Annotated in this window: 22 protein-coding genes; 6 read left to right on the forward strand and 16 right to left on the reverse strand. The window is 62.5% G+C overall.

Annotated elements, in window-relative coordinates; all coding sequences use genetic code 11:
* The first annotated feature begins 311 nt into the window (after positions 1 to 311).
* The 5 genes from BJQ17_RS03095 (at position 312) to BJQ17_RS03110 (ending at position 5,360) form a co-directional block, all read left to right on the forward strand.
* Positions 312 to 1,832, forward strand: coding sequence for an aldehyde dehydrogenase family protein (locus tag BJQ17_RS03095; RefSeq protein WP_003254088.1), 1,521 nt, complete (start codon positions 312 to 314; stop codon positions 1,830 to 1,832).
* 231 nt (positions 1,833 to 2,063) lie between these two features.
* Positions 2,064 to 2,135, forward strand: coding sequence for a pyrroloquinoline quinone precursor peptide PqqA (pqqA, locus tag BJQ17_RS29610; RefSeq protein WP_003243383.1), 72 nt, complete (start codon positions 2,064 to 2,066; stop codon positions 2,133 to 2,135).
* Between the two features lie 51 nt (positions 2,136 to 2,186).
* On the forward strand, positions 2,187 to 2,459 hold the full coding sequence (pqqD, locus tag BJQ17_RS03100) for a pyrroloquinoline quinone biosynthesis peptide chaperone PqqD (RefSeq protein ID WP_003254087.1): 273 nt from the start codon (positions 2,187 to 2,189) through the stop codon (positions 2,457 to 2,459).
* Positions 2,460 to 2,548: 89 nt separating this feature from the next.
* Positions 2,549 to 3,712, forward strand: coding sequence for an alcohol dehydrogenase-like regulatory protein ErcA (ercA, locus tag BJQ17_RS03105; protein WP_003254086.1), 1,164 nt, complete (start codon positions 2,549 to 2,551; stop codon positions 3,710 to 3,712).
* Positions 3,696 to 5,360, forward strand: coding sequence for a NahK/ErcS family hybrid sensor histidine kinase/response regulator (locus tag BJQ17_RS03110; protein WP_003254084.1), 1,665 nt, complete (start codon positions 3,696 to 3,698; stop codon positions 5,358 to 5,360). Before ercA ends, BJQ17_RS03110 begins: the two co-directional genes overlap by 17 nt.
* Positions 5,361 to 5,423: 63 nt before the next feature.
* Here the strand turns inward: BJQ17_RS03110 and dsdC are convergent, their stop codons facing one another.
* The 13 genes from dsdC to BJQ17_RS03175 form a co-directional block, all read right to left on the reverse strand.
* Complete coding sequence (dsdC, locus tag BJQ17_RS03115) at positions 5,424 to 6,371, reverse strand: DNA-binding transcriptional regulator DsdC (protein WP_003254082.1); 948 nt, start codon at positions 6,369 to 6,371, stop codon at positions 5,424 to 5,426.
* Between the two features lie 35 nt (positions 6,372 to 6,406).
* Complete coding sequence (locus tag BJQ17_RS03120; protein ID WP_060544999.1) at positions 6,407 to 7,756, reverse strand: D-serine ammonia-lyase; 1,350 nt, start codon at positions 7,754 to 7,756, stop codon at positions 6,407 to 6,409.
* A 34-nt stretch (positions 7,757 to 7,790) separates the two neighbouring features.
* Entirely contained in the window at positions 7,791 to 9,134 is a 1,344-nt protein-coding gene (locus BJQ17_RS03125; protein WP_070095504.1) for a gluconate:H+ symporter, read from the reverse strand.
* Between the two features lie 415 nt (positions 9,135 to 9,549).
* Entirely contained in the window at positions 9,550 to 10,272 is a 723-nt protein-coding gene (locus tag BJQ17_RS03130; protein ID WP_054888213.1) for a proteasome-type protease, read from the reverse strand.
* A 73-nt stretch (positions 10,273 to 10,345) separates the two neighbouring features.
* Positions 10,346 to 11,125: a transglutaminase family protein gene (locus tag BJQ17_RS03135; RefSeq protein WP_047602997.1), complete on the reverse strand. Its 780-nt coding sequence runs from the start codon at positions 11,123 to 11,125 to the stop codon at positions 10,346 to 10,348.
* Positions 11,122 to 12,072: an alpha-E domain-containing protein gene (locus BJQ17_RS03140; RefSeq protein WP_012052764.1), complete on the reverse strand. Its 951-nt coding sequence runs from the start codon at positions 12,070 to 12,072 to the stop codon at positions 11,122 to 11,124. The genes BJQ17_RS03135 and BJQ17_RS03140 overlap by 4 nt, the downstream gene beginning before the upstream one ends.
* A gap of 3 nt (positions 12,073 to 12,075) precedes the next feature.
* Complete coding sequence (locus BJQ17_RS03145; RefSeq protein ID WP_010953605.1) at positions 12,076 to 13,485, reverse strand: circularly permuted type 2 ATP-grasp protein; 1,410 nt, start codon at positions 13,483 to 13,485, stop codon at positions 12,076 to 12,078.
* Positions 13,486 to 13,918: 433 nt separating this feature from the next.
* Positions 13,919 to 14,290, reverse strand: coding sequence for a RidA family protein (locus BJQ17_RS03150; RefSeq protein WP_003254071.1), 372 nt, complete (start codon positions 14,288 to 14,290; stop codon positions 13,919 to 13,921).
* A gap of 27 nt (positions 14,291 to 14,317) precedes the next feature.
* Positions 14,318 to 15,013, reverse strand: a complete 696-nt coding sequence (locus BJQ17_RS03155) for a DUF3726 domain-containing protein (protein ID WP_070095505.1) — start codon at positions 15,011 to 15,013, stop codon at positions 14,318 to 14,320.
* Between the two features lie 2 nt (positions 15,014 to 15,015).
* Positions 15,016 to 16,710 (reverse strand): hypothetical protein, encoded by a 1,695-nt coding sequence (locus tag BJQ17_RS03160; protein WP_070095506.1) that lies wholly within the window; start codon positions 16,708 to 16,710, stop codon positions 15,016 to 15,018.
* A gap of 26 nt (positions 16,711 to 16,736) precedes the next feature.
* Complete coding sequence (locus BJQ17_RS03165) at positions 16,737 to 18,287, reverse strand: BCCT family transporter (protein ID WP_004576485.1); 1,551 nt, start codon at positions 18,285 to 18,287, stop codon at positions 16,737 to 16,739.
* 55 nt (positions 18,288 to 18,342) lie between these two features.
* Complete coding sequence (locus tag BJQ17_RS03170) at positions 18,343 to 19,329, reverse strand: dipeptidase (protein ID WP_070095507.1); 987 nt, start codon at positions 19,327 to 19,329, stop codon at positions 18,343 to 18,345.
* A 13-nt stretch (positions 19,330 to 19,342) separates the two neighbouring features.
* Positions 19,343 to 20,785 (reverse strand): aldehyde dehydrogenase family protein, encoded by a 1,443-nt coding sequence (locus tag BJQ17_RS03175; protein ID WP_070095508.1) that lies wholly within the window; start codon positions 20,783 to 20,785, stop codon positions 19,343 to 19,345.
* A 95-nt stretch (positions 20,786 to 20,880) separates the two neighbouring features.
* On the opposite strand from BJQ17_RS03175, the gene BJQ17_RS03180 reads away from it, so the two are divergent.
* A complete protein-coding gene (locus BJQ17_RS03180; protein WP_070095509.1) occupies positions 20,881 to 21,768 on the forward strand; it encodes a LysR family transcriptional regulator in 888 nt (295 codons plus the stop codon).
* A gap of 66 nt (positions 21,769 to 21,834) precedes the next feature.
* Here BJQ17_RS03180 and BJQ17_RS03185 read toward each other — a convergent pair whose 3' ends face one another.
* From BJQ17_RS03185 to BJQ17_RS03195, 3 genes are all read right to left on the reverse strand, one after another.
* Positions 21,835 to 22,764: a LysR family transcriptional regulator gene (locus BJQ17_RS03185; protein ID WP_004576489.1), complete on the reverse strand. Its 930-nt coding sequence runs from the start codon at positions 22,762 to 22,764 to the stop codon at positions 21,835 to 21,837.
* Between the two features lie 98 nt (positions 22,765 to 22,862).
* A complete protein-coding gene (locus BJQ17_RS03190) occupies positions 22,863 to 23,372 on the reverse strand; it encodes a flavin reductase family protein (protein WP_070095510.1) in 510 nt (169 codons plus the stop codon).
* Between the two features lie 25 nt (positions 23,373 to 23,397).
* Positions 23,398 to 24,432: a methionine synthase gene (locus BJQ17_RS03195; protein ID WP_003254055.1), complete on the reverse strand. Its 1,035-nt coding sequence runs from the start codon at positions 24,430 to 24,432 to the stop codon at positions 23,398 to 23,400.
* Positions 24,433 to 24,450: the final 18 nt, after the last annotated feature.

Below are 24,450 nucleotides of genomic sequence, written 5' to 3' on the forward strand. Positions count from 1 at the left end.
CCTACTGCCGCTTGTTGCCGCTGATCGGTGGCAAGCGGCCCTAGGCTCTGACGAAAAGCCTTGATACTTGTTCATGCTGCGTTGAAAACCGCCTCGGAATGCTCATGTACTCCAGTACAGTCGGGCGCGACCCCGGCCGTTCCTCGGCTGTTTTCGCCTTGCCTGACCTGCGTCTCAAGACTTTTCGTACAGAGCCTACTACCAAATGACGAGAGCCCCGCTGCCAACGATGCATTCGCCCGGCACGCGGGGCTTCTTACCATCGGTGCATCGCCTGTCGTGGGACAGGCACCGACCCGCAGAGGCTCAGCATGATCTACGCACAACCCGGAACTCCAGGCGCCGTCGTATCCTTCAAACCCCGTTATGGCAACTTCATCGGTGGCGAGTTCGTGCAGCCGTTGGCTGGCCAGTACTTCACCAACAGCTCGCCGGTCAATGGCCAGCCGATTGCCGAATTCCCGCGCTCCACGGCCCAGGACGTCGAGCGCGCCCTGGACGCCGCGCATGCCGCCGCCGAAGCCTGGGGCAAGACCTCGGTGCAAGACCGTGCGCGGGTACTGCTGAAAATTGCCGACCGCATCGAACAGAACCTGGAAGTGCTGGCGGTTACCGAAAGCTGGGACAACGGCAAGGCCATACGCGAAACCTTGAATGCCGACGTGCCGCTGGCAGCGGACCACTTCCGCTATTTTGCCGGTTGCATCCGCGCCCAGGAGGGTGGCGTAGGCGAAATCAACGAAGGTACCGTGGCTTATCACATCCACGAGCCGCTGGGTGTGGTGGGGCAGATCATCCCGTGGAACTTCCCGCTGCTGATGGCCGCCTGGAAGCTCGCCCCGGCCTTGGCCGCTGGCAACTGCGTGGTGCTCAAGCCCGCGGAGCAGACGCCGCTGTCGATTACCGTCTTTGCCGAACTGATCGCCGACCTGTTGCCGGCAGGCGTACTGAACATCGTCCAGGGCTTTGGCCGTGAGGCCGGCGAGGCGCTGGCCACCAGCAAGCGCATTGCCAAGATCGCGTTCACCGGGTCCACCCCGGTGGGCTCGCACATCATGAAGTGCGCGGCCGAGAACATCATCCCGTCCACCGTCGAACTGGGTGGCAAGTCGCCGAACATTTTCTTCGAAGACATCATGCAGGCCGAGCCGGCGTTTATCGAGAAGGCTGCCGAAGGCCTGGTGCTGGCGTTCTTCAACCAGGGCGAGGTGTGCACCTGCCCGTCACGGGCGCTGATCCAGGAGTCGATCTACGAACCGTTCATGGCCGAGGTGATGAAGAAGATCGCCAAGATCACCCGCGGCAACCCGCTGGATACCGAAACCATGGTGGGTGCCCAGGCGTCCGAGCAACAGTACGACAAGATCCTTTCGTACCTGGAAATTGCCCGGGAGGAGGGCGCGCAGCTGCTCACCGGCGGTGGTGCCGAGCGGCTGCAGGGTGACCTGGCCAGCGGTTACTACATTCAGCCAACCCTGCTCAAGGGCAACAACAAGATGCGCGTGTTCCAGGAAGAAATCTTCGGGCCAGTGGTGGGCGTGACCACCTTCAAGGACGAAGCCGAAGCGTTGGCGATCGCCAACGACAGTGAATTCGGCCTGGGCGCCGGCCTGTGGACCCGCGACATCAACCGCGCCTACCGCATGGGCCGCGGGATCAAGGCCGGGCGCGTGTGGACCAACTGCTACCACCTGTACCCGGCGCATGCGGCGTTCGGGGGGTACAAGAAGTCCGGTGTTGGCCGTGAGACCCACAAGATGATGCTTGACCATTATCAGCAGACCAAGAACTTGCTGGTGAGCTACGACATCAATCCGCTGGGCTTCTTCTAAACCGCGTCGCGGCCTTCGCGGGCTCGCCCGCCCCCACAGGTTCACCGCTGGTTCCAGAACCGGTGCAGAACCTGTGGGCGCGGGTTTGCCCGCGAAGAGGCCGGCAAACGTAACGGCCTACCCGTACCAACGCACCCCGCCAGCTCGTTCCAAAGTAGCATTCGGTCCGGTCCGCCCCCGTGCATTAATGCTTCTACCGGAATCCTCCGGCACAAGAAGAGGACTTGCCCTATGTGGACTAAACCCGCCTATACCGACCTGCGCATTGGCTTCGAAGTGACGATGTATTTCGCCAACCGTTGATGACGGCCCGGCCATCGCCACGGTGGCCGGATCCTCCTGGAGCATGTGCCTGTGAACCTGATTGATCGCCAGCAAGCCCTTGCCTTGGGGCGAGGCTTGCGCCTGGACTGGGAGCCACAGAAGGCTTGCCACGTGCTGTTGTACGCCGGGGGCATCATCGAGCTCAATGCCAGTGCCGGCTGGGTCCTGGCGCTGCTGGACGGCCACAGTACCGTGGCAACGGTCATCGACCGCCTGGCACAACGCTTCCCCGATGTACCGGGGCTCGAAGAGGACGTACTGGCGTTTCTGGAGGTGGCCCGCGCCAAATCCTGGATAGAATGACCGGTAGCCCCGCTTTGGTCTGGTTGCTTTCGTGGTGGGATGCTTTACGCTGGCGGTTATCTTCCAGAACAATAAGAACAGGCTTACCAATGAGCCAGAGTTTCAGCCCCCTTCGCAAGTTCGTATCGCCTGAAATCATCTTTGGTGCCGGCTGCCGGCACAATGTGGCCAATTACGCCAAAACCTTCGGTGCGCGCAAGGTACTGGTGGTCAGCGACCCTGGCGTGATCGCGGCCGGCTGGGTGGCGGATGTGGAGGCCAGCCTGCAGGCCCAGGGTATCGACTACTGCCTGTACACAGCGGTGTCACCCAACCCGCGGGTCGAAGAGGTGATGCTCGGCGCCGAAATCTATCGGCAGAACCACTGTGACGTGATCGTCGCCGTCGGTGGCGGCAGCCCGATGGATTGCGGCAAGGCCATCGGTATCGTGGTTGCCCATGGGCGCAGCATCCTCGAATTCGAAGGCGTGGACATGATCCGCGTGCCCAGCCCGCCGCTGATCCTGATTCCGACCACCGCCGGCACCTCGGCGGACGTGTCGCAGTTCGTGATCATTTCCAACCAGCAGGAACGCATGAAGTTCTCCATCGTCAGCAAGGCGGTGGTGCCGGACGTGTCGCTGATCGACCCGCAGACCACCCTGAGCATGGACCCGTTCCTGTCGGCCTGTACCGGCATCGATGCGTTGGTGCATGCCATCGAGGCCTTCGTGTCTACCGGCCACGGGCCGCTGACCGATCCCCATGCGCTGGAAGCCATGCGCCTGATCAATGGCAACCTGGTGGAGATGATCGCCAACCCCACCGATATTGCACTGCGTGAAAAGATCATGCTCGGCAGCATGCAGGCGGGGCTGGCGTTCTCCAATGCGATCCTAGGCGCAGTGCACGCCATGTCGCACAGCCTGGGCGGCTTCCTCGACTTGCCCCATGGCTTGTGCAACGCGGTGCTGGTGGAGCACGTGGTGGCGTTCAACTACAGCTCGGCGCCGGAGCGTTTCAAAGTGATCGCCGAAGTGTTTGGTATCGACTGCCGCGGTCTCAATCACCGGCAGATCTGCGGTCGGTTGGTAGAGCACCTGATTGCCCTGAAGCGTGCCATCGGCTTCCATGAAACCCTGGGCCTGCACGGGGTGCGCACCGCGGACATTCCGTTCCTGTCGCAACATGCGATGGATGACCCGTGCATCCTCACCAACCCCCGTGCGTCGAGCCAGCGTGATGTCGAGGTCGTTTATGGCGAGGCCCTCTGACGAGCAGCAGCGGGCGTTGGCCGGGCTGCTGGGGCTGGGTGACCACTCGGCGCGCAAAAGCCATTACCCGGAGCTGTCCGCCCGCCTGGACGAACTGGAAGCCGAACGCAACCGTTACAAATGGCTGTTCGAAAACGCCGTGCACGGTATTTTCCAGGCCAGCCTTCAGGACGGCATGCGTGCCGCCAACCCGGCGCTGGCGCGCATGCTCGGCTATGACGACCCGCAATCGGTGCTGTTTTCCCTGACGGACCTGGCCGCGAACCTGTTTGACGGCGGTGCCGAGGAGTTACAGGCCATTACCGCGGTGCTCGCCCGTGAGCACAGCCTGCACGGCTACGAAACCCGTTTGCGGCGCAAGGACGGCAGCCATCTCGATGTGCTCATGAACCTGCTGCTAAAACCCGGCCATGAAGGGCTGGTGGAGGGGTTCGTTGCCGACATCACCGAACGCAAGCTGGCCCAGCAACGCCTGCAACAGCTCAATGACGAACTGGAGCAACGGGTCGCTGCGCGTACCGATGAATTGCTGGAGGCGCGCGATGCTGCTGAAGCTGCCAACCGCAGCAAGGACAAATACCTCGCCGCCGCCAGCCATGACCTGCTGCAACCGCTGAACGCCGCCCGCTTGCTGATCTCGACCTTGCGCGAGCGGCCATTGCCAGAGGCCGAGCATGTGCTGGTGGAGCGGACCCACCAGGCCCTGGAGGGCGCGGAAGACCTGCTGACCGACCTGCTGGACATTTCCCGGCTCGACCAGGCGGCGGTAAAGCCGGATGTGGCCGTGTACCGCCTGGACGAGCTGTTCGCGCCGCTGGTCTCGGAGTTCAGCTCAGTGGCCGATGCGGCGGGCCTGAAGCTGCATGCGCGCATCCCGGACTGTGCCATCAGCACTGACCTGCGACTGATGACACGTATCCTGCGCAACTTCCTCAGCAACGCCTGCCGCTACACCGACGAAGGCCGGATCTTGCTGGGGGCGAGGCGCCGCGGTGGTCATTTGCGGCTGGAGGTGTGGGATACCGGGCGGGGCATAGCGCAGGATCGGCTGCAGGCCATATTTCTCGAGTTCAACCAGCTGGACGTTGGCCGCGCAGCGGATCGCAAGGGCGTTGGCCTGGGGCTGGCCATCGTCGAGCGGATCGCCAAGATTCTCGGTTACCGGATTGAGGTACGTTCGTGGCCGGGGCGTGGTTCGGTGTTCAGCATCGAGGTCCCGATTGGCGAGCAGCTGCCGCAGGCCGTTCACCAGGCATTGCTGCAGCCAAGTGCCGGCAATCCATTGCCGGGCCGCCGCTTGTTGGTGTTGGATAACGAAGTGAGCATTCTCCAGAGCATGGGGGCTCTGCTTGGGCAGTGGGGCTGCGAGGTGGTCACCGCTACCGACCAGGAGGCGGCTTTGCTGGCGCTGCAGGGGCAGGCACCGGAACTGATCCTGGCGGACTTTCACCTGGACCACGGCGTGGTCGGATGTGAGGTGGTCAGGCACTTGCGCGAACACTTTGCCAGTGCCATTCCTGCCGTGATCATCACCGCAGATCGTAGTGACCAGTGCCGGCGATCATTGCAGAAGCTAGGCGCGCCATTGCTGAACAAACCGGTCAAACCGGGCAAGTTACGGGCGGTGCTGAGCCAGTTACTGGGGTAGGCCTTGATACGGCCCCGCCCAGCGAACGCTGAGACCCGTTGACTGCTGAACAGGTTGAGTCGCTCAATGACTTGCACTGGATGAGTGGGCACATTCCACGAGCCAGTCGATCAACACCTGCAGGCGTTTGGGCATCGGGTCATGATGCGGGTAGACCAGGTAATAGCCATAGTTGGGGGTGTCGACGAAACCACCGAACGGCAAAACCAGCTCACCTCGTGCAATGCGATCCTTGACCAGCTGTTCGCGGCCAATGGCGATGCCTACGTGATTCAGCGCGGCGAGCGTGCACAGGTCGGAGCGATCGAATGTGAGGAATCGGCGCGGGAGGCTGATACCCGCACCTGTGGTGTTGGCCCAGAGCTGCCATTCTGCATCGAATGCAGCGTTGTCCCAGGCCGCTACGTCATGCAAGGCGGTGCAATGATCCAGCGGGTGCAGGTCACCGGTCAATGCATGGGTTTCTGCGTAACGGGGGGAGCACACCGGGGCGATCCGCTCGTCCATCAAGTGGATGCTCTGCAACCCCGGGTGATGACCATCCGAATAACACAGGACCAGGTCGATCTTGCGGGTGCGGTAATCGATGCTCTCGTTGCCCACCCTGATATCCAGCTGGATATCAGGGTAGCGGGCGGTGAACTGCGCCAGCCGCGGCACCAGCCAGCATTGTGCGACTGACGGGCGCACATACAACGTCAACTGGCCGGCGATTTCGGCGTGAGCACGTTCCTGCACGGCCTCGCTTAACTCATCCATGGTCCGTTGCATGACCGCGAACAGGCGCTCGCCGTCTTCGGTGAGGCTGACCTTGCGCGGCATGCGGTGGAACAGCTTGAGCGCCAGCTCATCTTCCAGGCGATTGATGCGGTGACTCACGGCACTGGCCGTCAGGCACAGCTCATCGGCGGCGCGCGAGAAGCTCAAGTGGCGTGCCGCCACCAGAAAGACATGCAGGCTGCCCAGGTGCGAGCCATTGAGTTTCACGGCGCCGCCGCCGGGCTTTTTCATTGATCAATCCTTCCTGCGCCGTGAGCTGATTGCGGTTACACGTTTGCCTGCAGGCTGCGCCCTTTCGCCAGATAGGCGTTGAATTCATCGTCCGGCACCATGCTGCCACCCGTCCCCCAGACGAGGTGTGTAGCCTGCTGCAGCTGGGTTGGGGTGAAGCCCTGGCGAGCCAGGTACTCGCCTGCTTGCAGCACCCGCAGCATACCGGGTACGCCGGCCAGGGCAGAGGGTTCCAGTTTGACCTTGTCCTGCTCATGGGCGATGACCATCAAGCGGTACAGTTCTTCGTCGGTCACGGTGTAGTAACCATCGATCAGGCGCTGCATGGCTTTGCCGACAAACCCTGATGGGCGCCCGACCGCCAGGCCGTCGGCGGCGGTGATGTTGTCGATGCCGAAGTCCTGCACGCTGGTTTCATCGTGCAGGCCGGTATAGACACCCAGCAGCATGCAGGGGGAATGGGTGGGCTCGGCAAAGATGCAGTGCACCGCATCGCCGAATACCAGTTTCAGCCCGAACGCAACACCGCCTGGGCCGCCCCCTACGCCGCACGGCAGGTACACGAACAATGGATGATCTGCGTTTACCTGGATGCCCGCCTGGTCGAATTGCCGCGCCAACCGTTCGGCGGCCACGGCATAGCCGAGAAACAGCTGCGGGGAGTTTTCGTCGTCGACAAAGTAACAGCTGGGGTCGGATGCTGCCTGCTGGCGGCCTTGCTCGACCGCCACGCTGTAGTCGGAGGCGTGTTCGACCACCGTGACACCGTTGGCCCGCAGCTTGTCCTTCTTCCATTGCCTGGCGTCAGACGACATGTGCACGCTCACCTGGAAGCCCAGCTTGGCGCTCATGATGCCAATCGACAGCCCCAGGTTGCCGGTCGAGCCCACGGCGATCGTGTACTGGCTGAAGAATGCGCGGGCCTGGTCGCTCGCCAGTTTGGTGTAGTCATCCGTTGGCGTGATCAAGCCGGCAGCCAGGGCCAGGTCCTCGGCGTGCTTGAGCACCTCATGGATGCCGCCCCGGGCTTTGATCGAGCCGGAGATAGGCAAGTCGCTGTCCGCCTTGAGCCACAGGCTGCCTGCGTTCTGCAGCGATCCCTCCTCGACAAGCAGCTGGCGCAGCTGAGGCAGCGGGGTGATGTGCGACTCGATGACCCCGCCGGCCGCTGCCGTCTCGGGGAACACGGTGGCCAGGTAAGGCGCGAACCGCTGCAGTCGCGCGCTGGTGACTTGCACGTCGGCCGCCGTCAGGCCCACGTCGTGCAGGGCTTCTGCAGCCTTGGCGATGCCAGGGTTGAACCAGCTGGTTGGCTTCAGGGCCACCAGCTCGGCGATGATCGGGTGGCTTTGTTGCCAGGCTTCCAGGGTTTTTCCGTGAATCATGATTTCACCTGTAGTGCGGTATGTGCAGAGTAGATCAGACAATCTTCGAAAGGAGCAGGGTCAGGCACAAGGCGACTACCGAGGCCAGCACTGTAGCGGCAGTGAACTTCTTCAGTGCATCACTCAGGGAAAGGCCCAGGTACTCCTTCACCACCCAGAACGCCGAGTCGGTGATATGGGTCCAGCCGATGGCGCCGGCGCCGATGGCGATCACCAGGATTTCCCGGTTGTATTCCGGGTGCTGGCCAAGGATTGGCATTACCATGCCGGCCGCGCTGATCATCGCGACGGTGGCCGAGCCGACGGCAAAGTGCATGATCCCGGCGACCAACCAGGCGAGGATGATCGGGTTGAGCTGCGTCTGGTTCAGCACATCGGCCAGTGCCTTGCCGATGCCGCTGCCCACGAGCATGTCATTGAAGGCACCGCCGGCACCGATGATCAGCAAAATGCCGGCCAGGGGAGGGAAACAGCGCTGGGTCAGGCTCAGCAGGCCTGCCATATCCAGGCCGCGGCGCAAGCCCAGTGCCCAGTAGGCGAACACCACCGACAGCGTCAGGGCAATCAGTGGGCTGCCCAGGAAGGCCACCCACTCGTACAGCGCAGAGCCCTTGTCCAGGACCGTGACGGCCAACGTTTTGCCGACCATCAACACCAGTGGCAGCAGTACGGTGGTGAGTGTGATGCCGAACGCGGGCATTGCCTGCTCTTCTGCTTGAGCCACCGTGCGCGCAGACAGGAAGGCCTGCTGGGATTCGCCGGCTTCACGGTTACAGGTGAAGCGAACCCACACCGGGCCCGCGATGATAGCGGTCGGCAGGCCAACGATCAGGCCGTACAGGATGACCGTACCGATATCCGCATTGAGCATGCCGGTGATGGCTGTGGCGGCCGGGTGTGGCGGGAGAATGCAGTGCACCACCATCAGCGAGGTGGCCAGCGGCACGCCGAGGTATAGCATGCTGATACGGGTTTGCCGTGCAACCACGTAGATCAACGGAATCAGCAGGACGAAGCCGACTTCGAAGAATACCGGGATGCCGGCGATGAAGCCGACGAGCATCATTGCCCACGAGGCATTGCGTTCCCCCAGCCTGTTCAGCAGTGTGGTGGCGATGCGCCTGGCACCTCCGGATTCCTCCAGCAGTTTGCCGAGGATACTGCCCAGGCCGATGATGCCGGCAAGAAAGCCCAGCGTGCTGCCCATGCCTTTCTCGAATGCCGCCACGATTGCCGTTGGCGCCATGCCGGTGCCGACACCGACCACCAGGCTTGCGGCCATCAAGGCCAGAAACGGGTGTACTTTGAGTTTGCTGATCATGACGACGATCAGGAGTATCGCGGTGCCCAGGACGAGTAATGAGAACGTTGGAGTCATCGTGTGGTTTTCTCTATCGCTGATCGCTTCCGTGCGAGCTTCTTGTTGGTTTGCACCCATTAGATTTCAGCGATTTGATCGACTCAAACGATCACTCCTCACCCCATAGGTGAGCCCATGTCATGCATGGCATGGGGCGGCATTGCGGGAGTCTGGTCGGCGCGGCGGATTTGCACCGGTGTGGCAGCGCACGACATGACAGGCTCGTGACAGGGGGGGAAGGCGCAGGATAACCCACGGAGTTTCGAACATTACACATTGGTTTTACTGAGGTGTTGCCTGTACCGGCCTGTTCGCGGGCTCGCCCGCTCCCACAGGCCATCACCGCCTTCAAGGCTTGCACAGTACCTGTGGGCGCGGGCCAGACCGCGAAGGTGCCTGTCCAGGCACCAAAGGATCTGGACAGTTCGCTTACTCAGCCATAAGGCGGCGCTGGCAGTTCGGCCAGCAGGGTTTTCAAGCCGTCGCTCCACTGCCTGCGAATCTGCTGGTAATAGGCATCGTCGCTGGTAATGCGCTTGCGCGTCATGCTTTCCAGGCTGTTGTTGCGGTACACCAGCAAGTCCAGCGGCATGCCCACCGACAGGTTGCTGCGGATGGTGGAGTCGAACGAAATCAGGCCGCAGCGCAGCGCTTCATCGAGCGGCGTGCGGTAATCCAGGTTGCGGTCGAGTATTGGCCTGCCGTACTTGCTTTCACCCAGTTGCAGAAACGGGGTGTCCGGTGTGGCCTGGAAGAAATTGCCTTGTGCATACACGTTGTAGATGGCCATGGGGCCGCCGGCTATCTGGCCGCCGACGATGAATGAACTGCTAAGGTCGATATCGGCCGTGAGCTTGCTGCGGTCTCTTTTGACCACCTCGCGCAGGGTGTCGGCGACCAGCACCGTTGCATCGTAGAGCGTGGCAACGTTCAGCAGATGGGGGCCGTTGCCCTGGGTGCGTTGCTGCAGCAGGTTTACCACCGACTGCGAGGTCGCCAGATTGCCGGCGGTCTGCAGCACGATCAGCCGCTCGCCCGGGGCGCTGAAGACGAACAACTTGGTGAACGTGGAGATCTGGTCGATGCCGGCGTTGGTGCGTGAGTCGCTGATGAAGACAAGCCCGTCCTCCAGGTGCATGGCGACACAGTAAGTCATGCGGTTTCCCTTGTGTTGCGTGTGGAAGGGTCTTGCCGCACTCGCGCGGCAAGACCGGTCTGACGCCAGCCTGTCACTGGCGATGCACGTGGACGCTGGCCTGCATCGATTCGGCGCCGCCGCCGCGGCGTACGCCCCTGACCGGACAGGCATCGAGGTAGTCCAGGCCCACCGCGAGCTTCAGGTGACGCTCTGGCCGGGTCAGGCGGTTGGTAATGTCGAAGCTGTACCAGGCTTCGTCGACCCAGGCTTCGGCCCAGGCGTGGCTGGCCAGGTGTTGTTCGTCCTCGGTGCACAGGTAGCCGGACACATAGCGTGCCGGCACCCCCAGGCTGCGTGCGCAGGCCAGGAAGGCGTGGGTGTGGTCCTGACACACGCCTGCGCCACCGTTGAAGGCTTCGATGGCCGTGGTGCCCACCGACGTGGCCCCAGGGCTGTAGGGCATGTGCTCGGCCAGGCCTTGCATCAGCCCGATCAGTGCTGCCCGGTCACGGTGACTGCCACATTGCCGGGCGGCGAAAGCAATCAGGGTGTTGTCGGCCAGCGTCAGGTGGCTACCGCGCAGGAACGGCAGGGGAGACTGGCTCTCGGTTTCGTGTTCGCAATCCGGGTCGATCTCGACCTGGCCGTGTGCGGTAAGCGCCAGATGACCATGGGGTTTGTCCAGCGTCAGCACATGCAGGATGTTGCCGTAAGGGTCGATCTGGCCCTTGACCTTGCAGGGCAGGTCCAGTTGCCATTGATTGATACGCTGGCGTTCGCTGCTGCGCGGCGTCAGGCGCAGGAACTGGATACTGTTGCACACGTCGCTGGCGTAGCTATAGGTCGTGTCGTGGCGAATGGACAGTTTCATACAACCTCCAGGTAGGAGTGATGGACGGCCTGGCCCAGTTGGTTGATGCGGCCGATGAAGTCGCTTAGCCAGGGGTGCAACCCTGCATCAAGGATTTCGTCGATGGCGGTGTAGCGCAGGCGCGCGTTCAGTTCGGCGGCCATGCGCTGGGCGGCACGCCCGGTACTGCCCGGCAGGCCCGCCAGGATCAGGTCCAGTTCCTCGATGCAGGCATGCAGCGAGCGCGGCACGTCCACCCGCAACAGCAGCAGCTCGGACACCGGCCGGGCACTGGGCGCGGCGCGATAGAGCTCGTTGAAGGCCTCATACGAGGTCAGCGCGCGCAGCAGGGCGCTCCATTGGTAATAACCGCGGGCGGAGTCGTCGCTGACCTCTTCGGAGGCCTCGCCGAACATTTCATAGCGCGAATCGAGCAGGCGCAGGGTGTTGTCCGCCCGCTCCAGGAAGGTCCCCAGGCGAATGAAGCTGTAGGCATCGTTGCGCATGATGGTGCCAGAGGTCGCACCGCGGAACAGGTGCGACCGTTCCTTTACCCAGTCGCAGAACTGGCTGATGCCATAGCGACCCAGGCCGTTGCTGGCAATGTTGCGCATTTCGATCCAGGTGGCGTTGATGTTCTCCCACATGTCGGCGGTGATACGGCCGCGCACTGCATGGGCATTGGTCCTGGCGGCCTGCAGGCAGCAATAGATGCTGCTGGGGTTGGTGGCGTCGAGGGCGAAGAAGTGCAGCATGCGCTCGGTGTCGAGTTCATTGTGCCGACGCAGGTAGTCGTCCAGCATGCCCGAGGCCATCAGCGACATTGCCAGTTCGGCATGGCCGTCGCTGCGCCCGGCCTGGGGCATCAGCGACAGCGAGTAGCTGACCTCGAGCATGCGCGCGAGGTTTTCTGCACGCTCCAGGTAGCGGGACATCCAGTACAGGTCGGAAGCGGTTCGCGAAAGCATGGCTCAGTCCTCCACTACCCAGGTGTCCTTGGTACCGCCGCCTTGCGACGAGTTGACCACCAGCGAGCCTTCCTTGAGCGCCACGCGCGTCAGGCCACCGGGCACCAGGCGGGTTTCACTGCCCGACAACACGAACGGGCGCAGGTCGATGTGACGCGGTGCGATGCCGCTGTCGACGAAGGTCGGGCAGGTTGACAGGCACAGCGTCGGTTGAGCGATATAGGCGTGCGGGCGGGCTTTGATGCGCGCGCGGAAGTCCTCGATCTGGGCTTTGGTCGAGGCGGGCCCGACCAACATGCCATAACCGCCGGAGCCCTGGGTTTCCTTGACCACCAGTTCGGGCAGGTGGGCCAGTACATGGGACAGGTCCGCCGGCTTGCGGCACTGCCAGGTCGGCACGTTGTTCAGGATCGGTTCTTCGCTCAGGTAAAAGCGGATCATGTCGTCGACGAAGGGGTAGATGGATTTGTCATCGGCCACGCCAGTGCCGACGGCGTTGGCCAGTACCACATTGCCGGCGCGGTAAACCGAGATCAGCCCCGGCACGCCCAGCATGGAGTCAGGGTTGAAGGACAGCGGGTCGAGGTAGTCGTCGTCCAGGCGACGATAGATCACGTCCACCTGTTGGGGGCCGGCCGTGGTGCGCATGTAGACATGCTCATCACGCACGAACAGGTCGGCGCCTTCGACCAACTCGATGCCCATTTCCCGGGCCAGGAAGGCATGCTCGAAATAGGCGCTGTTGAAACGGCCGGGCGTGAGCAGCACCGCGGTGGGGTTGTCCAGTGGGCTGGCGCTCTTGAGCGTGTCCAGCAGCAGGTTGGGGTAGTGATCGATGGGCGCGATGCGCTGGGCGGCAAACAGTTCGGGGAACAGGCGCATCATCATCTTGCGGTCTTCGAGCATGTAGCTGACGCCGCTGGGGGTACGCAGGTTGTCTTCCAGCACGAAGTAGCTGCCATCGCCGTCACGTACCAGGTCGACACCGGCAATATGCGCATACAGCCCACGGTGAAGGTCCAGGCCCTGCATGGCGATCTGGTAGCCCTCGTTGGCCAGCACTTGCTCTGGCGGGATGATGCCGGCCTTGAGAATGCGCTGGTCGTGGTAGATGTCCTCCAGGAACAGGTTCAGCGCCTGTACCCGTTGAATGCAGCCACGCTCGACCGTGCGCCATTCGCTGGCGCGGATGCTGCGCGGGATGATATCGAAGGGGATCAGGCGCTCGGTATCCTGCTTGTCGCCATACAAAGTGAAGGTGATGCCTGCGCGGTGAAACAGCAGGTCGGCCTCGCGCCGGCGCTGTTCCAGCAACTCCAGCGGGGTGTTGGCCAGCCAGCGGGCGAACTCCTGGTAATGCGGGCGGCAGTTGCCGTCCGCTTCGTACATTTCATTGAAAAAAGCCCGGGACATACCCACTCCTTGCCGCCGTTGCCGGCAGCTTCATTGCGGTTCATCTGCGTCTTTCAGGGTGCTGCCTTGCTGGGGTAAGTGGGAGCTGTGTCTCGCGTTAACCTCGGTTTCGGTAGATTGCCTGTGCGTTGAGTACAACCAGTCTGTGCAATAAAAGTGCCGAATACGCCTGGCGGTTCTGGCGATGCAGGAAATGTGAGGGGCACACCCGATGTGTGCTGCCTGGCCGCAAGGGCCGGCGCATCAAAAAAGGGCGCTTTTGATCCGGGCGCGGGTTTTGAACCGAAATGGGGCGCAGGCCGGTGCCTGGCGGGAGAAAAAGGGAGTATTCCGGGTGCATGACGTGGGGTGGAGGGTGCATGCATCGAGCGCCGCGCGGGCGGCACTCGATTGCGCGAACGCTGAATATCGTGAGACGGGCGCCTTCAGGGCGTCAGAGGCAGGCGTAGACCACCAGCTCCACCAGCATTTCTTCCCGGGCGAGGCCAGCCACCACTACGGCCGCACGGTTGGGGTAGGGTGCCTGGAAATACTCGGCGTACACGGCATTCACAGTCGCCAGATAACGGCGGTCGGTCACGTAGATCAGTACCTGGGTCACGGCATCCAGCGAGCTGCCAGCGGCTTCCAGGGTGTGGCGCAGGTTGTCCAGTGTCTGGCGGGCCTGGGCCTCGATGCCGCCGGCAACCACCTGGCCCTGCGTATCGATTGGGATCTGGGCCGTGTACAACGTACCGTTGCCGACGACCGCCCATTCCAGTGGCGCCCTGGAGGCGAACAGCTCGGTCTTTATCGCATGCTTCATGGGTTTTTTCCTCAGTGGCAAGGGTGTTCAGTCGGCGTCGCTGCCGCCGCCTGCACCGTGGCGGCGTGAGGCATCGGTGCTCTCGACAAGGATGTGTTCGGCCAGCTGCCTGAGCCTTTGCCAGGTATGTTCGTTGACGGTAAAACCTTGCTGCAGTGGGCGCTGCGGGTCGCTTATTGCCTGGGCGGTCTGGCCTGCTCGGGTGAACAGCACCGTTACGTCTTGCGCGGCCGCTTCAATGGCCTGGGGCCGGGTTTCACTGCTCAGTTCCGGGCGCGGCATGCCGGCGGTAAAATCGGCCAGGTGGCATTGGCGGGCGTCCTCCCAGCGTGATTGCACGTGCAGCCCCTGCACCGCTGCCCGGCTCAGGTAGCCCAGCAACAGCAAACGGTTGTGGCAGTGGCGTATGCGCAGTTCAGCCTGACCACAGCGCATGGCCTTGGCTGCCGCCAGTTCCACCACCGTGGCGGCGCAGCGCAACACGCTCTGGCCCTTGGCGTCGATCACCAGCAGGGCGTTATCCTCATGGCACAAGGCGTATGGCCGTGCAGCTTCGGCTTGCAGATAACGCAACGCCTTTTCCAGTGCACCGACGCCATCGAGCCCCTGCAGTTGCAACCAGCCCACGAGTTCGGCGGCATCCTCGCAGTCGCCCGGGGCGAAGCCCATGCCTTCGAATGCCTTGCGGCACATCACCTGTATTTCGTTAAGCGATACGCGCATGGTCAAAGCTCCCTTTGCGGCATGACTGCGAAATTCCAGTCGTCTGCGAACGGCTGACCGATGTCGCTGACCAGCGGCGCGCCCTGGAACAGCGTGATACGCACCCAGCGGCTTGACTTGGGGTCGAATTTCCCCGCGCCGAAAAATGCCAGTTTGCAGCGCAGCAGGTGAATCGGCAGCATGTCCCGGGCCAGCAGATTGGCACGGATTTCACCGTAGGTCGTTTTTGCCATGCCTTGCAGGCGGCGTACCGCGCCCTTGAACCTCGGTTGGGCGATCAGGAAGTGAGCGGTCAGCGCCTGAGGCTGCCGTTGCAGGTGCTCCAGCAGCGCGCCATGGCACTGCTGGATATTGCGGGCAATACCCAGCTGCATTTCTTTTTCGGCCCCTGGCTCCTCTGCGCGAATGCCCAGGCGAGGCTCTTCTTTTTCAGCTGAGCGGTACCAGAAGAAGTGCTCCGCATCGGCAGCACTGAAGTCGTAGCGCAACGCCCAGCCATACTGCTGCTCGATGAGCTGGCGCAGTTGCCCAAGGGGCATCTGGGCGTCCAGCTGCCAGCTTTCGTTGACCCCCATGTGCTCGGCCAGGGGCGTGACCTGCTCGGGGTACAGCTCCAGCAGCAGGCTGACCAGAAGCTCCTGGCAGCCCACCCCCGTGTGTAATTGCGCCCAGGCCAGCAGACGCGGCCAAAGGCCCGCGCCGTCGGCTTGCGTGCCAAGCCAGGTGGCCAGTAAAGCAAGCTCGGCCAAGGTTTGCAGGTTCTGCTCATGCTGGCGCTGGTCTTCGGTCCGGGACTGGCTCAGGTGCAACTGGGCGCGCGCCAGCAATTGCTGCAGGCGTGCCAATTGGTCGGGCTCCGCCGACTGCGCCAGCACCAGGGCCAGGGCCGTTTCCCGCGTACTGATCCAGTGCTCCACCAGTTGAGGGTGGTTGATCAGAAAAGGGGCCATTCCCAGCCCGGTCGCGTTGCCGACCCCCAGGTAGCGTTGTAGCGCCGGGGCCAGTTGCACTGCCCGCTGCGGGGCGAGTGCCCGGGCCATGTGGTTGATCTGCTCGATGCTGAAGTGACGCAGCAGGTAGACGGTGAACATCTGCGCGCTGAACGGCTGGTTGAAGTCCGGGTTATCTTGCAGGCAACCAAAATCGGCGATGCCGAACTTGCCGTTACCGTACACCGCGGTGGTGCGATACAGGTAGCCGACTTCAGCCAGTTGTTGTGGATCGGGCTGGCGTCCTTCTGCCAGCGCCGCCAGAAACCGGTCGAAATTGCGCAAGCTACGGTTGGCCCGCGACAACACCAGCACGCGTGCATCGAAGCGACCGGCTTCCTGCAGCGGCACGTTGCGTTGCAGGTCGGCCAGTTGTACCGAGTCGACATCGCCGGCCACCAGCACGAAGCTGACGTCCCACTGGTCGGCGATGACTCGATCGCTGCGCTTTTCGGGCGGCAGGTAGGCCGAGAAGATCACGCAGTGGTAATGGCCGTTTGGCGTTTCGATGCGGTAGATCGCAGTGCCGAAGCCTTGGCCATCGAGGTCGAAACAGCTGCGCCGGATTTGCCAGCGCTGCTGCATCATCCGCCGCATGCTGCTGCGCACGAAGCTTAGCGGGCTCTGGAAGTGGCTACCCAGCCGGGCCAGGTCCATGACTTGGCTGGCAGGGCGCAACGCGGGTATTGCAGGCACGCTGTTGGGCATTGTTGTTGTACCTGGATGGATCATGTTCAGACGCCTTGTTCACGGGCCATGTGTCGAGCGATGCGCACGGCATCCCACAGCGCTGGCAGGATCACCAGCGACACCGGCACCGCGGTGATGACAATGAAGGATTGCAGGGCCGTCACCCCGCCTGCGCCAATGGTGATCAGCACCACCGCCGCCAGGCCCATGCCGATTGCCCAGAAACCGCGCAACCACTTCTTCGGTTTATCGTTGCTGGACATCGCCAGCGCCACGGTGAAGGCCATGGCGTCGCCATTGGTGGCCACCGAGATGAAACTCAAGAACAGGAACAGCGCGCTGACAAGGCCACCCAGTGGCAGGTGCTGCGTCACTCCCAGCAACAGGTCTTCAGGCTTGGCGCCATGGGCGGTGACGATGCCTGGCGTTTGCAGCTCCAGGCCGATCCCGGTACCGCCCACCACAGTGAACCAGAACATGGTCACCAGCGGTGCGATGATCGACAGCGTCATGATGATCTCGCGGATGGTGCGGCCCCGCGAGATCCGCGCGACATACAGGGCCACCATGGGCGCGTAGCCGATGAACCAGCCCCAGTAGAACACCGTCCACCAGTCCAGCCATTTGGGGTCGGCGCGGAACATCGTCAGGGGGATGAAGTGCTCCACGTGCAGGGCAAAGGCCGCCGGGAAACCGCCGAGGATGAACAGCGTCGGTCCGAATACCACCATGAACAGGGCCAGGCCGATCATCAACCAGACGTTGATCTCGCTGACAAAGCGGATGCCTTTGAGGCCCACCAGGCACGAGACGGTGTACATCGCGGTCACCAGGACAATGGTCAGCGACTGGGTGACGATAGTGTTGGGCAGCCCCCACACGGCGTGCATGGCGCTGCTGATCTGCAGGCCAAGGAAACCGATCGGACCGATGGTGCCGGCCACTACCGCGATGATCGAGGCAGCGTCGGCCAAGGTGCCGATCGGGCCCTTGAGCGCTCGCTGGCCGAACAGGGGGTAAAGCAGGGTGCGCGGCGCCAGCGGAAGGCCTTTATCGTAATGCAGGTGCATCAGCACGATCGCCAGCAGGCTGCCCAGCACGGCCCAGGCCAGGAAGCCCCAGTGCACGAACGATTGCGCCAGTGCCGCGGTGGCCGCCGCTTCGCTGTGCGGTTGCAGGCCGGCGAAGAAGGGCGGTGGGCTGGCAAAGTGCATCAAGGGTTCGGCAGCGGCCCAGAAGGCGCCACCACCTGCCAGCAGGGCGCACATGATCACGGCGATCCAGTTGAAGGTGCTGACGTCCGGGCGCTGGGTGACCCCGCCCAGGCGTACACGCCCGCACCTGGAAAAACCGATGAACAGGCTGACGGCGAAGGTTGCCAGCATCAGCACTTGCCAATAGAGGCCAAAGGCCTTTGTCGACCAGGCGAACAGGGTATTGACCAGCGCCGACACGGTGTCGATGTCGATCAGCGCCGCCAGCAGGAAGGCGCCGAGGAATCCGCCGCTGATCAGGAACAACGGCCAGTCGATATCGCGTGCCATAGGCAGGCCCATGGCCTGGCCGTCGGCCTGCAAGGTAGTTGGGTTTTTCATGAAACCTCCGGAACCTGCGATTCTTTTTATTGTTGATGCTGTCCGTGCAAGGGGTTCAGGCCTGTGCCGTGGTGGCGGTCTCCAGCAAGCGCAACCAGTTCAGCCCCATGATGTTGCCCACGTCGTGCTCGGCAAAGCCGCGGGCGCGCAGGCCTTGGGCAATGTTGCGGAAGTCGCGGCTGTCGCGGAACCACTGCAAGGGCGCCGGCCAGTTGGCGTTGTCCCTGGAGCCTTCGCCGTAGTCCTTGTCCTTGCTCCAGCGGCCGTTGCGCATCCATTCCAGCACAGACAAGGGTTGCGCCTGGCACAGGTCGGTGCCGATGCCGATGTGCTCCACACCCATCAGGTCGGCGGTGCGCGCGACCATGTCGCAGAAACTTTCCAGGCTACAGTCCGAGGCACCCTTGAGGTGGAACGGATAGGTGCTGAAGCCCAGCAGCCCGCCGGACTCTGCGATCCCGCGTAGCACCGCATCGGATTTGTTGCGCTTGGCGGCGTGGAAGCTGGCAGGGTTGGCGTGGGAGATGATCACCGGTCGGCTGGACAGTTCAATGGCCTCAAGCGTGCTTCGCTCGGCGCTGTGAGACATGTCGATGAGCATGCCGACGCGGTTCATTTCGGCGATCACCTGGCGGCCGAAGCGGCTGATGCCGTTGTCCTCGCGCTCATAGCAACCGCTGGCCAGCAGGCTTTGGTTGTTGTAGGTCAGCTGCATGACGAACACCCCGAGCTGGCGGAAAACCTCCACCAGGGCAATGTCGTCCTCGATCGGCGAGCAGTTCTGGAAGCCGAAGAAGATACCCACCCGGCCCTCCTCGTGGGCCAGGCGGATGTCGCCGGCCGTGCGCACCGGGCGGATCAGCTCGGGCCATGTCTCGAAGCGGCGGTTCCACTCGCCCAGGCGTGACAGGGTTTCGCGGGCGTTTTCGTGGTAGGCGATGGTGGCGTGCACCGCGCTCAGGCCACCGGCCTGCATCTGCTGGAATATTTCCTGGCTCCAGTTGGAGTACTGCAGGCCGTCGATCATCAAAAGGTCGTGCATGGCATGTATTCCTTCAGGGCCGCAGGTAGGTGGTCTTGACCACGGTGTAGAAGTCGCGAGCGTATTGCCCCTGTTCCCGGGGGCCGAAACTCGAGGCTTTGCGGCCCCCGAATGGCACGTGGTAGTCGGTCCCGGCGGTGGGCAGATTGACCATCACGCAGCCGGTCTGGGCGCGGCGCTTGAAGTGGCTGGCGTGGCGCAGCGACTGGGTGATGATCCCGGCTGTGAGGCCGTACTCGGTATCATTGAGCGTGGCCAGCGCCTCTTCAAAATCGCGCACGCGGATCACGCAGGCGATGGGGCCGAACACTTCCTCGCGGTTGATGCGCATGTCGTTGCGGCTGTTGATGAACAAGGCCGGGCGCATGTAGTAGCCATCGGAGGCCAATTGCAGGCGCTCGCCGCCTTCTATCAGGGTGGCGCCTTCGGCCTGGGCCAGTTGCAGGTAGGCCAGGTTCTGTTCCAGCTGGCGCGCGTCAGCTACCGGGCCGATCTGGACGCCAGCCTCCAGTGCATGGCCGACCTTGAGCTGGCGCATGCGCAGGCGCAGCGCCTCGACGAAGCGGTCGTGGATGCCGTCGCAGACGATCAGCCGTGATGACGCAGTGCATTTCTGCCCAGTGCCAAAGAAGGCCCCGTTGAGCGCGCATTCCACGGCCAGTTCGAGGTCGGCGTCGTCCATGACCACCAGGGCATTCTTGCTACCCATTTCCAGCTGGCAGCGCACCAGGTTACCGGCGGTGGCCACCGCTACGCGTCGGCCCGTCTGCAGAGAACCGGTGAACGTCAGGGCATCGATCTCGGCGGACTCGATCAGGGCCTCGCCGACGTCGGCACCGCTGCCCATCACCAGGTTGAAGGTACCGCTGGGCAGGCCCTGACGGCTGATGATCTCGGTGAGCGCCCAGGCACTGGCCGGCACCAGGTTGGCCGGCTTGAACACCACGGCGTTGCCGAAGGCCAAGGCCGGGGCGATTTTCCAGGCGGCGGTGGCCATGGGGAAGTTCCATGGGGTAATGATGCCCACCACACCCACCGGTTCGCGATGCACTTCGATGTCCACCCCTGGGCGCACCGAGGCGGCAGTCTCGCCCATCTGGCGCAGCACTTCGGCGGCGTAGTAATGGAAGAACTGGCCACTGCGGTTGACCTCGCCGATGCCTTCGGCCAAGGGTTTGCCTTCTTCTCGCGACAGCAGTTCGCCGAGTTCTTCCTTGCGGGCGATCAGCTCGTCGCCGATGGCCATCAGCACTTGCTGGCGGCTTTCCAGTCCACTGGCGGCCCACAGGGGTTGAGCGGCGCGGGCGGCCTGAATGGCCTGGCGGGCCTGTCCGGCGCTGGCCTGATGGTACTGGCCGATCAGGTCGCCAGTGTCCGAGGGGCTGTAGTTGCCCAAAGTGGCGTGGCCTTCACACCACTGGCCATCGATGTAGTTGTTGTAGGTCTTGTGTGACATGGATGAACGCCTCCGTTTGCATGGCATTCATCATGCGAGCAATATGCAGCAAATAAAAATTAATAAAAAAAATGCTTTGATAAGGAATGCTAACCATGTTGCCCGAGCTGAAAATCGCGCAGTTGCGTTACTTCGTACTGGTCGCCGAACACAAGAGTTTCCACGCGGCCGCCCGCCAGGCCTTTCGCACCCAGCCTGCGATATCCCTGGCCCTGCGTGAACTGGAGCAGAAGCTGGGGCAGGCACTGGTCGAAAAGGGCGGTGGCCGGGTAGAGCTGACGCCATATGGCGAGCATTGCCTCCCGTTGTTTCGTGGCTTGATCGAGCACCATGACCGTATTGCGCGTGAAGCCATGCTGTTTGCCCGGCATGAAATCGGCCAGGTCAGCATCGCCACCGTGCCTTCTGTGGCCAGCCGAATGCTGCCAGGGCCGCTGGCCCGCTTTGTGGCCGCGCACCCCAATGTGCAGGTCAGCATTCAGGACGGCACGGCCGAACGTGTGCAGCAGTTGCTCGCTCAAGGGCAAGTGGATTTCGGCATCAGCAGCCTGTGGGTGGACGATGACCAGCTCGAATTCGCCCCCATCGTGAATGATCAGGTTGGCGTGGTGTGCCGCAGCGACCACCCGCTGGTGCAGGCGGGGGGGCAGCTGCATTGGGCGCAGTTGCTGGGCGTGCCGATGATCCGCAACGGTACCTCGCAATTACTGGCGGGTACCGAGGCCGAGGGTTTGCTGGCCGATAGCCGGCTGTTCATTTCCAACATGATTTCGTTGATCGCCATGCTGGAGGAGGGGGTAGGGATCAGTACCTTGCCGTACCTCGCTTTTCCGCAGGAGAACGAAAAACTGGCGTTCGTGCCCCTTGTCGAGCCCAAGGTAGAACGGCACATCGGCATGCTCACCCGCAAAGGGCGCAGCTTGTCACCTGTGGCGGGGGCACTGATGGCGTTTCTGCAAGTGCAGTTGGCGAAGGCTGGCTGATTCGTTGGCCGTAGGGGCATGGCGCGCCATGGCCGGCACTGAGGTTCGCAAACGCACGCCCGGCTTTCAGAGAACCGGGCCTGAAGGCACGCTGACACCTGCCAGCGTGGTGAACGAAATATCCTTGGCCGTCAGCAGAAAATCACGCACGTACGGCACCTCCAGCATGTCACTGCGCAGTGCCGCATAGAGGTTTGCCTGCAGGCCGTGTTCGCCAAGGCGCTTGGCGGTTACATAGCCGCGCGAACTGTATTCGTGCACGGCCCAGTTGGGCAGGCAGCAGACGCCGCGCCCGGACGCAACCAGTTGCATCATCATCACGGTAAGTTCTGAGGTGCGGACCTGTGCGGGCTCGACGTCGGCGGGGTCGAGGAAGCGGGTGAAGATGTCCAGGCGGGTGCGTTCGATCGGGTAGGTGATCAGTGTCTGGCTGGCGATATCGGTGGGCTCCAGGTACGGCTTGTGGCGCATGGCGTGGTGGTTGTCGATGGCCAGCAGTGCCTCGTAGCTGAACAACGGCACGTAGCTGATACCCGGCAATGTCACCGGGTCGGAGGTGACCACCAGGTCCAGGTCGCCGCGCTCCAGGGCTGGCAGTGGCGCGAAGGAAAAACCGGAGGCGAGGTCCAGTTCCACCTCAGGCCAGGCGCCGCGGAACTCATCCACTGAAGGCATCAACCACTGATAGCAGCTGTGGCACTCGATGGCGATGTGCAGCCGTCCGGCGCAGCCGCCGGCCAGTTTGCCCAGGTCCCGTTCGGTATTGCGGATCTGAGGCAGCACCTGATCGGCCAGCTGCAGCAGCTTCAGCCCGGCGCTGGTGAAGCGCACCGGCCTGGATTTGCGCACGAACAGTGGCATGCCGATGCGCTCTTCCATATCGCGGAACTGGTGCGACAGGGCTGATTGTGTCAGGTGCAGGCGCTCGGCGGCCTCGTGCAGGCTGTCGGTTTCACGCAGCGCGTGGAGGGTTCGCAGGTGGCGTAAATCGATCATGAGTAAAATGGCGGATCAACGCAGTAATGGCGGGTTTTCTTCACTGCTGCGTGATCCTGACAATTCCTTTGATGGGTTTTCCGTGAGTGGGGTGAGGCTCAAGCCGCGTGATGCGCGGCGAGGTTGCAGTACTGCCCCTTGAAATACAGCAGCGGCTGCGTGGCAGCAGTGGCCTGCAGGTTCAACGCTTTGACTTCGCCAATCACGATCAGGTGGTCCCCGGCGGCATGTTCGGCGTGAATTTCGCAATCAAGCCAATGCAGGCTGCCGGCAATGATCGGGTTGCCCAACGGCGACGCTTGCCATTCGACGCCGTGCCACTTGTTGGCGCCGCGCCGGGCAAACTGGTTGGAAATGCCGACCTGCTCACCTGACAGGATGTTGACCGTGAAGCGGCCAGCCTGGCGAATTTTCGGGTAGCTGGCCGAACGGGACATCACACTGAATGACACCAGCGGCGGGCTCATCGATACGCTGTAGAACGACTGGCAGGTGAAGCCGATCGGCTCACCTTCGTGGTGCGATGTAATCACCGTGATGCCGGATGCGTAGTGCCCGAGTGCCTGGCGAAAAGTCGACGGCTCGATCGCCGTACCGGAAAGCAACATGGTAGGTCCTGTGGCTGCATTCATTTCAGCGTGCGTTAGCGAGTTCCTGACGGACAATGGCTGCGCCTGCACTCAAGGCCTTGAGCTTGCCGCTGGCTACCTGGCGGGGCAGGGGCGCCATGCCGCAGTTGGTGCAAGGGTAGAGCTTGTCGGCATCGACGAATTGCAGTGCCTTGCGCAGGGTGGCGGCGACCTGTTCGGGTGTTTCAATGACATGGGTGGCCACATCGATGGCGCCGACCATGACTTTCTTGCCGCGAATCAGTTCGAGCAGGTCCATCGGAACATGCGAGTTATGGCATTCCAGCGAAATGATATCGATGCTGGACTGCTGCAGTTTGGGGAAGGCCTGTTCGTATTGCCGCCATTCTGAACCGAGGGTCTTTTTCCAGTCGGTGTTCGCTTTGATGCCATAGCCATAGCATATATGGACGGCCGTTTCGCACTTGAGGCCCTCGATGGCCCTTTCCAGGGTAGCCACGCCCCATTCATTCACATCGTCAAAGAAAACATTGAATGCCGGTTCGTCGAACTGAATGATGTCCACGCCCGCGGCTTCCAGTTCTCTGGCTTCCTGGTTGAGAATCTTGGCGAATTCCCAGGCCAGTTTCTCGCGGCTTTTGTAGTGGTTGTCATACAGTGTGTCGATCATGGTCATGGGGCCGGGCAGCGCCCACTTTATCGGCTGTGTGGTGTGCTGGCGCAAGAACGTGGCATCTTCGACAAACACCGGCTTTTGTCGAGCGACAGCACCCATAACCGTCGGTACGCTTGCATCGTAGCGGTCACGGATTCTAACGGTTTTCCGTTGTTCGAAATCAACGCCGCTGAGGTGCTCGATAAACGTGGTGACAAAGTGCTGCCGGGTTTGCTCGCCGTCACTGACGATGTCGATACCGGCGTGTTGTTGTTCTTGCAAGGCCAGGCGCAAGGCATCCTGTTTGCCTTCGATCAGTTGCGCGTCTTGCAACTTCCACGGTGACCAAAGTGTTTCGGGTTGAGCAAGCCAGGCGGGTTTAGGCAGGCTGCCGGCCGTGGAGGTGGGTAGCAATGTGTTCATGAACTGTGACCTTGTGCT

The sequence above is a fragment of the Pseudomonas sp. NBRC 111139 genome (assembly GCF_001753955.1).
Taxonomy (GTDB): domain Bacteria; phylum Pseudomonadota; class Gammaproteobacteria; order Pseudomonadales; family Pseudomonadaceae; genus Aquipseudomonas; species Aquipseudomonas alloputida.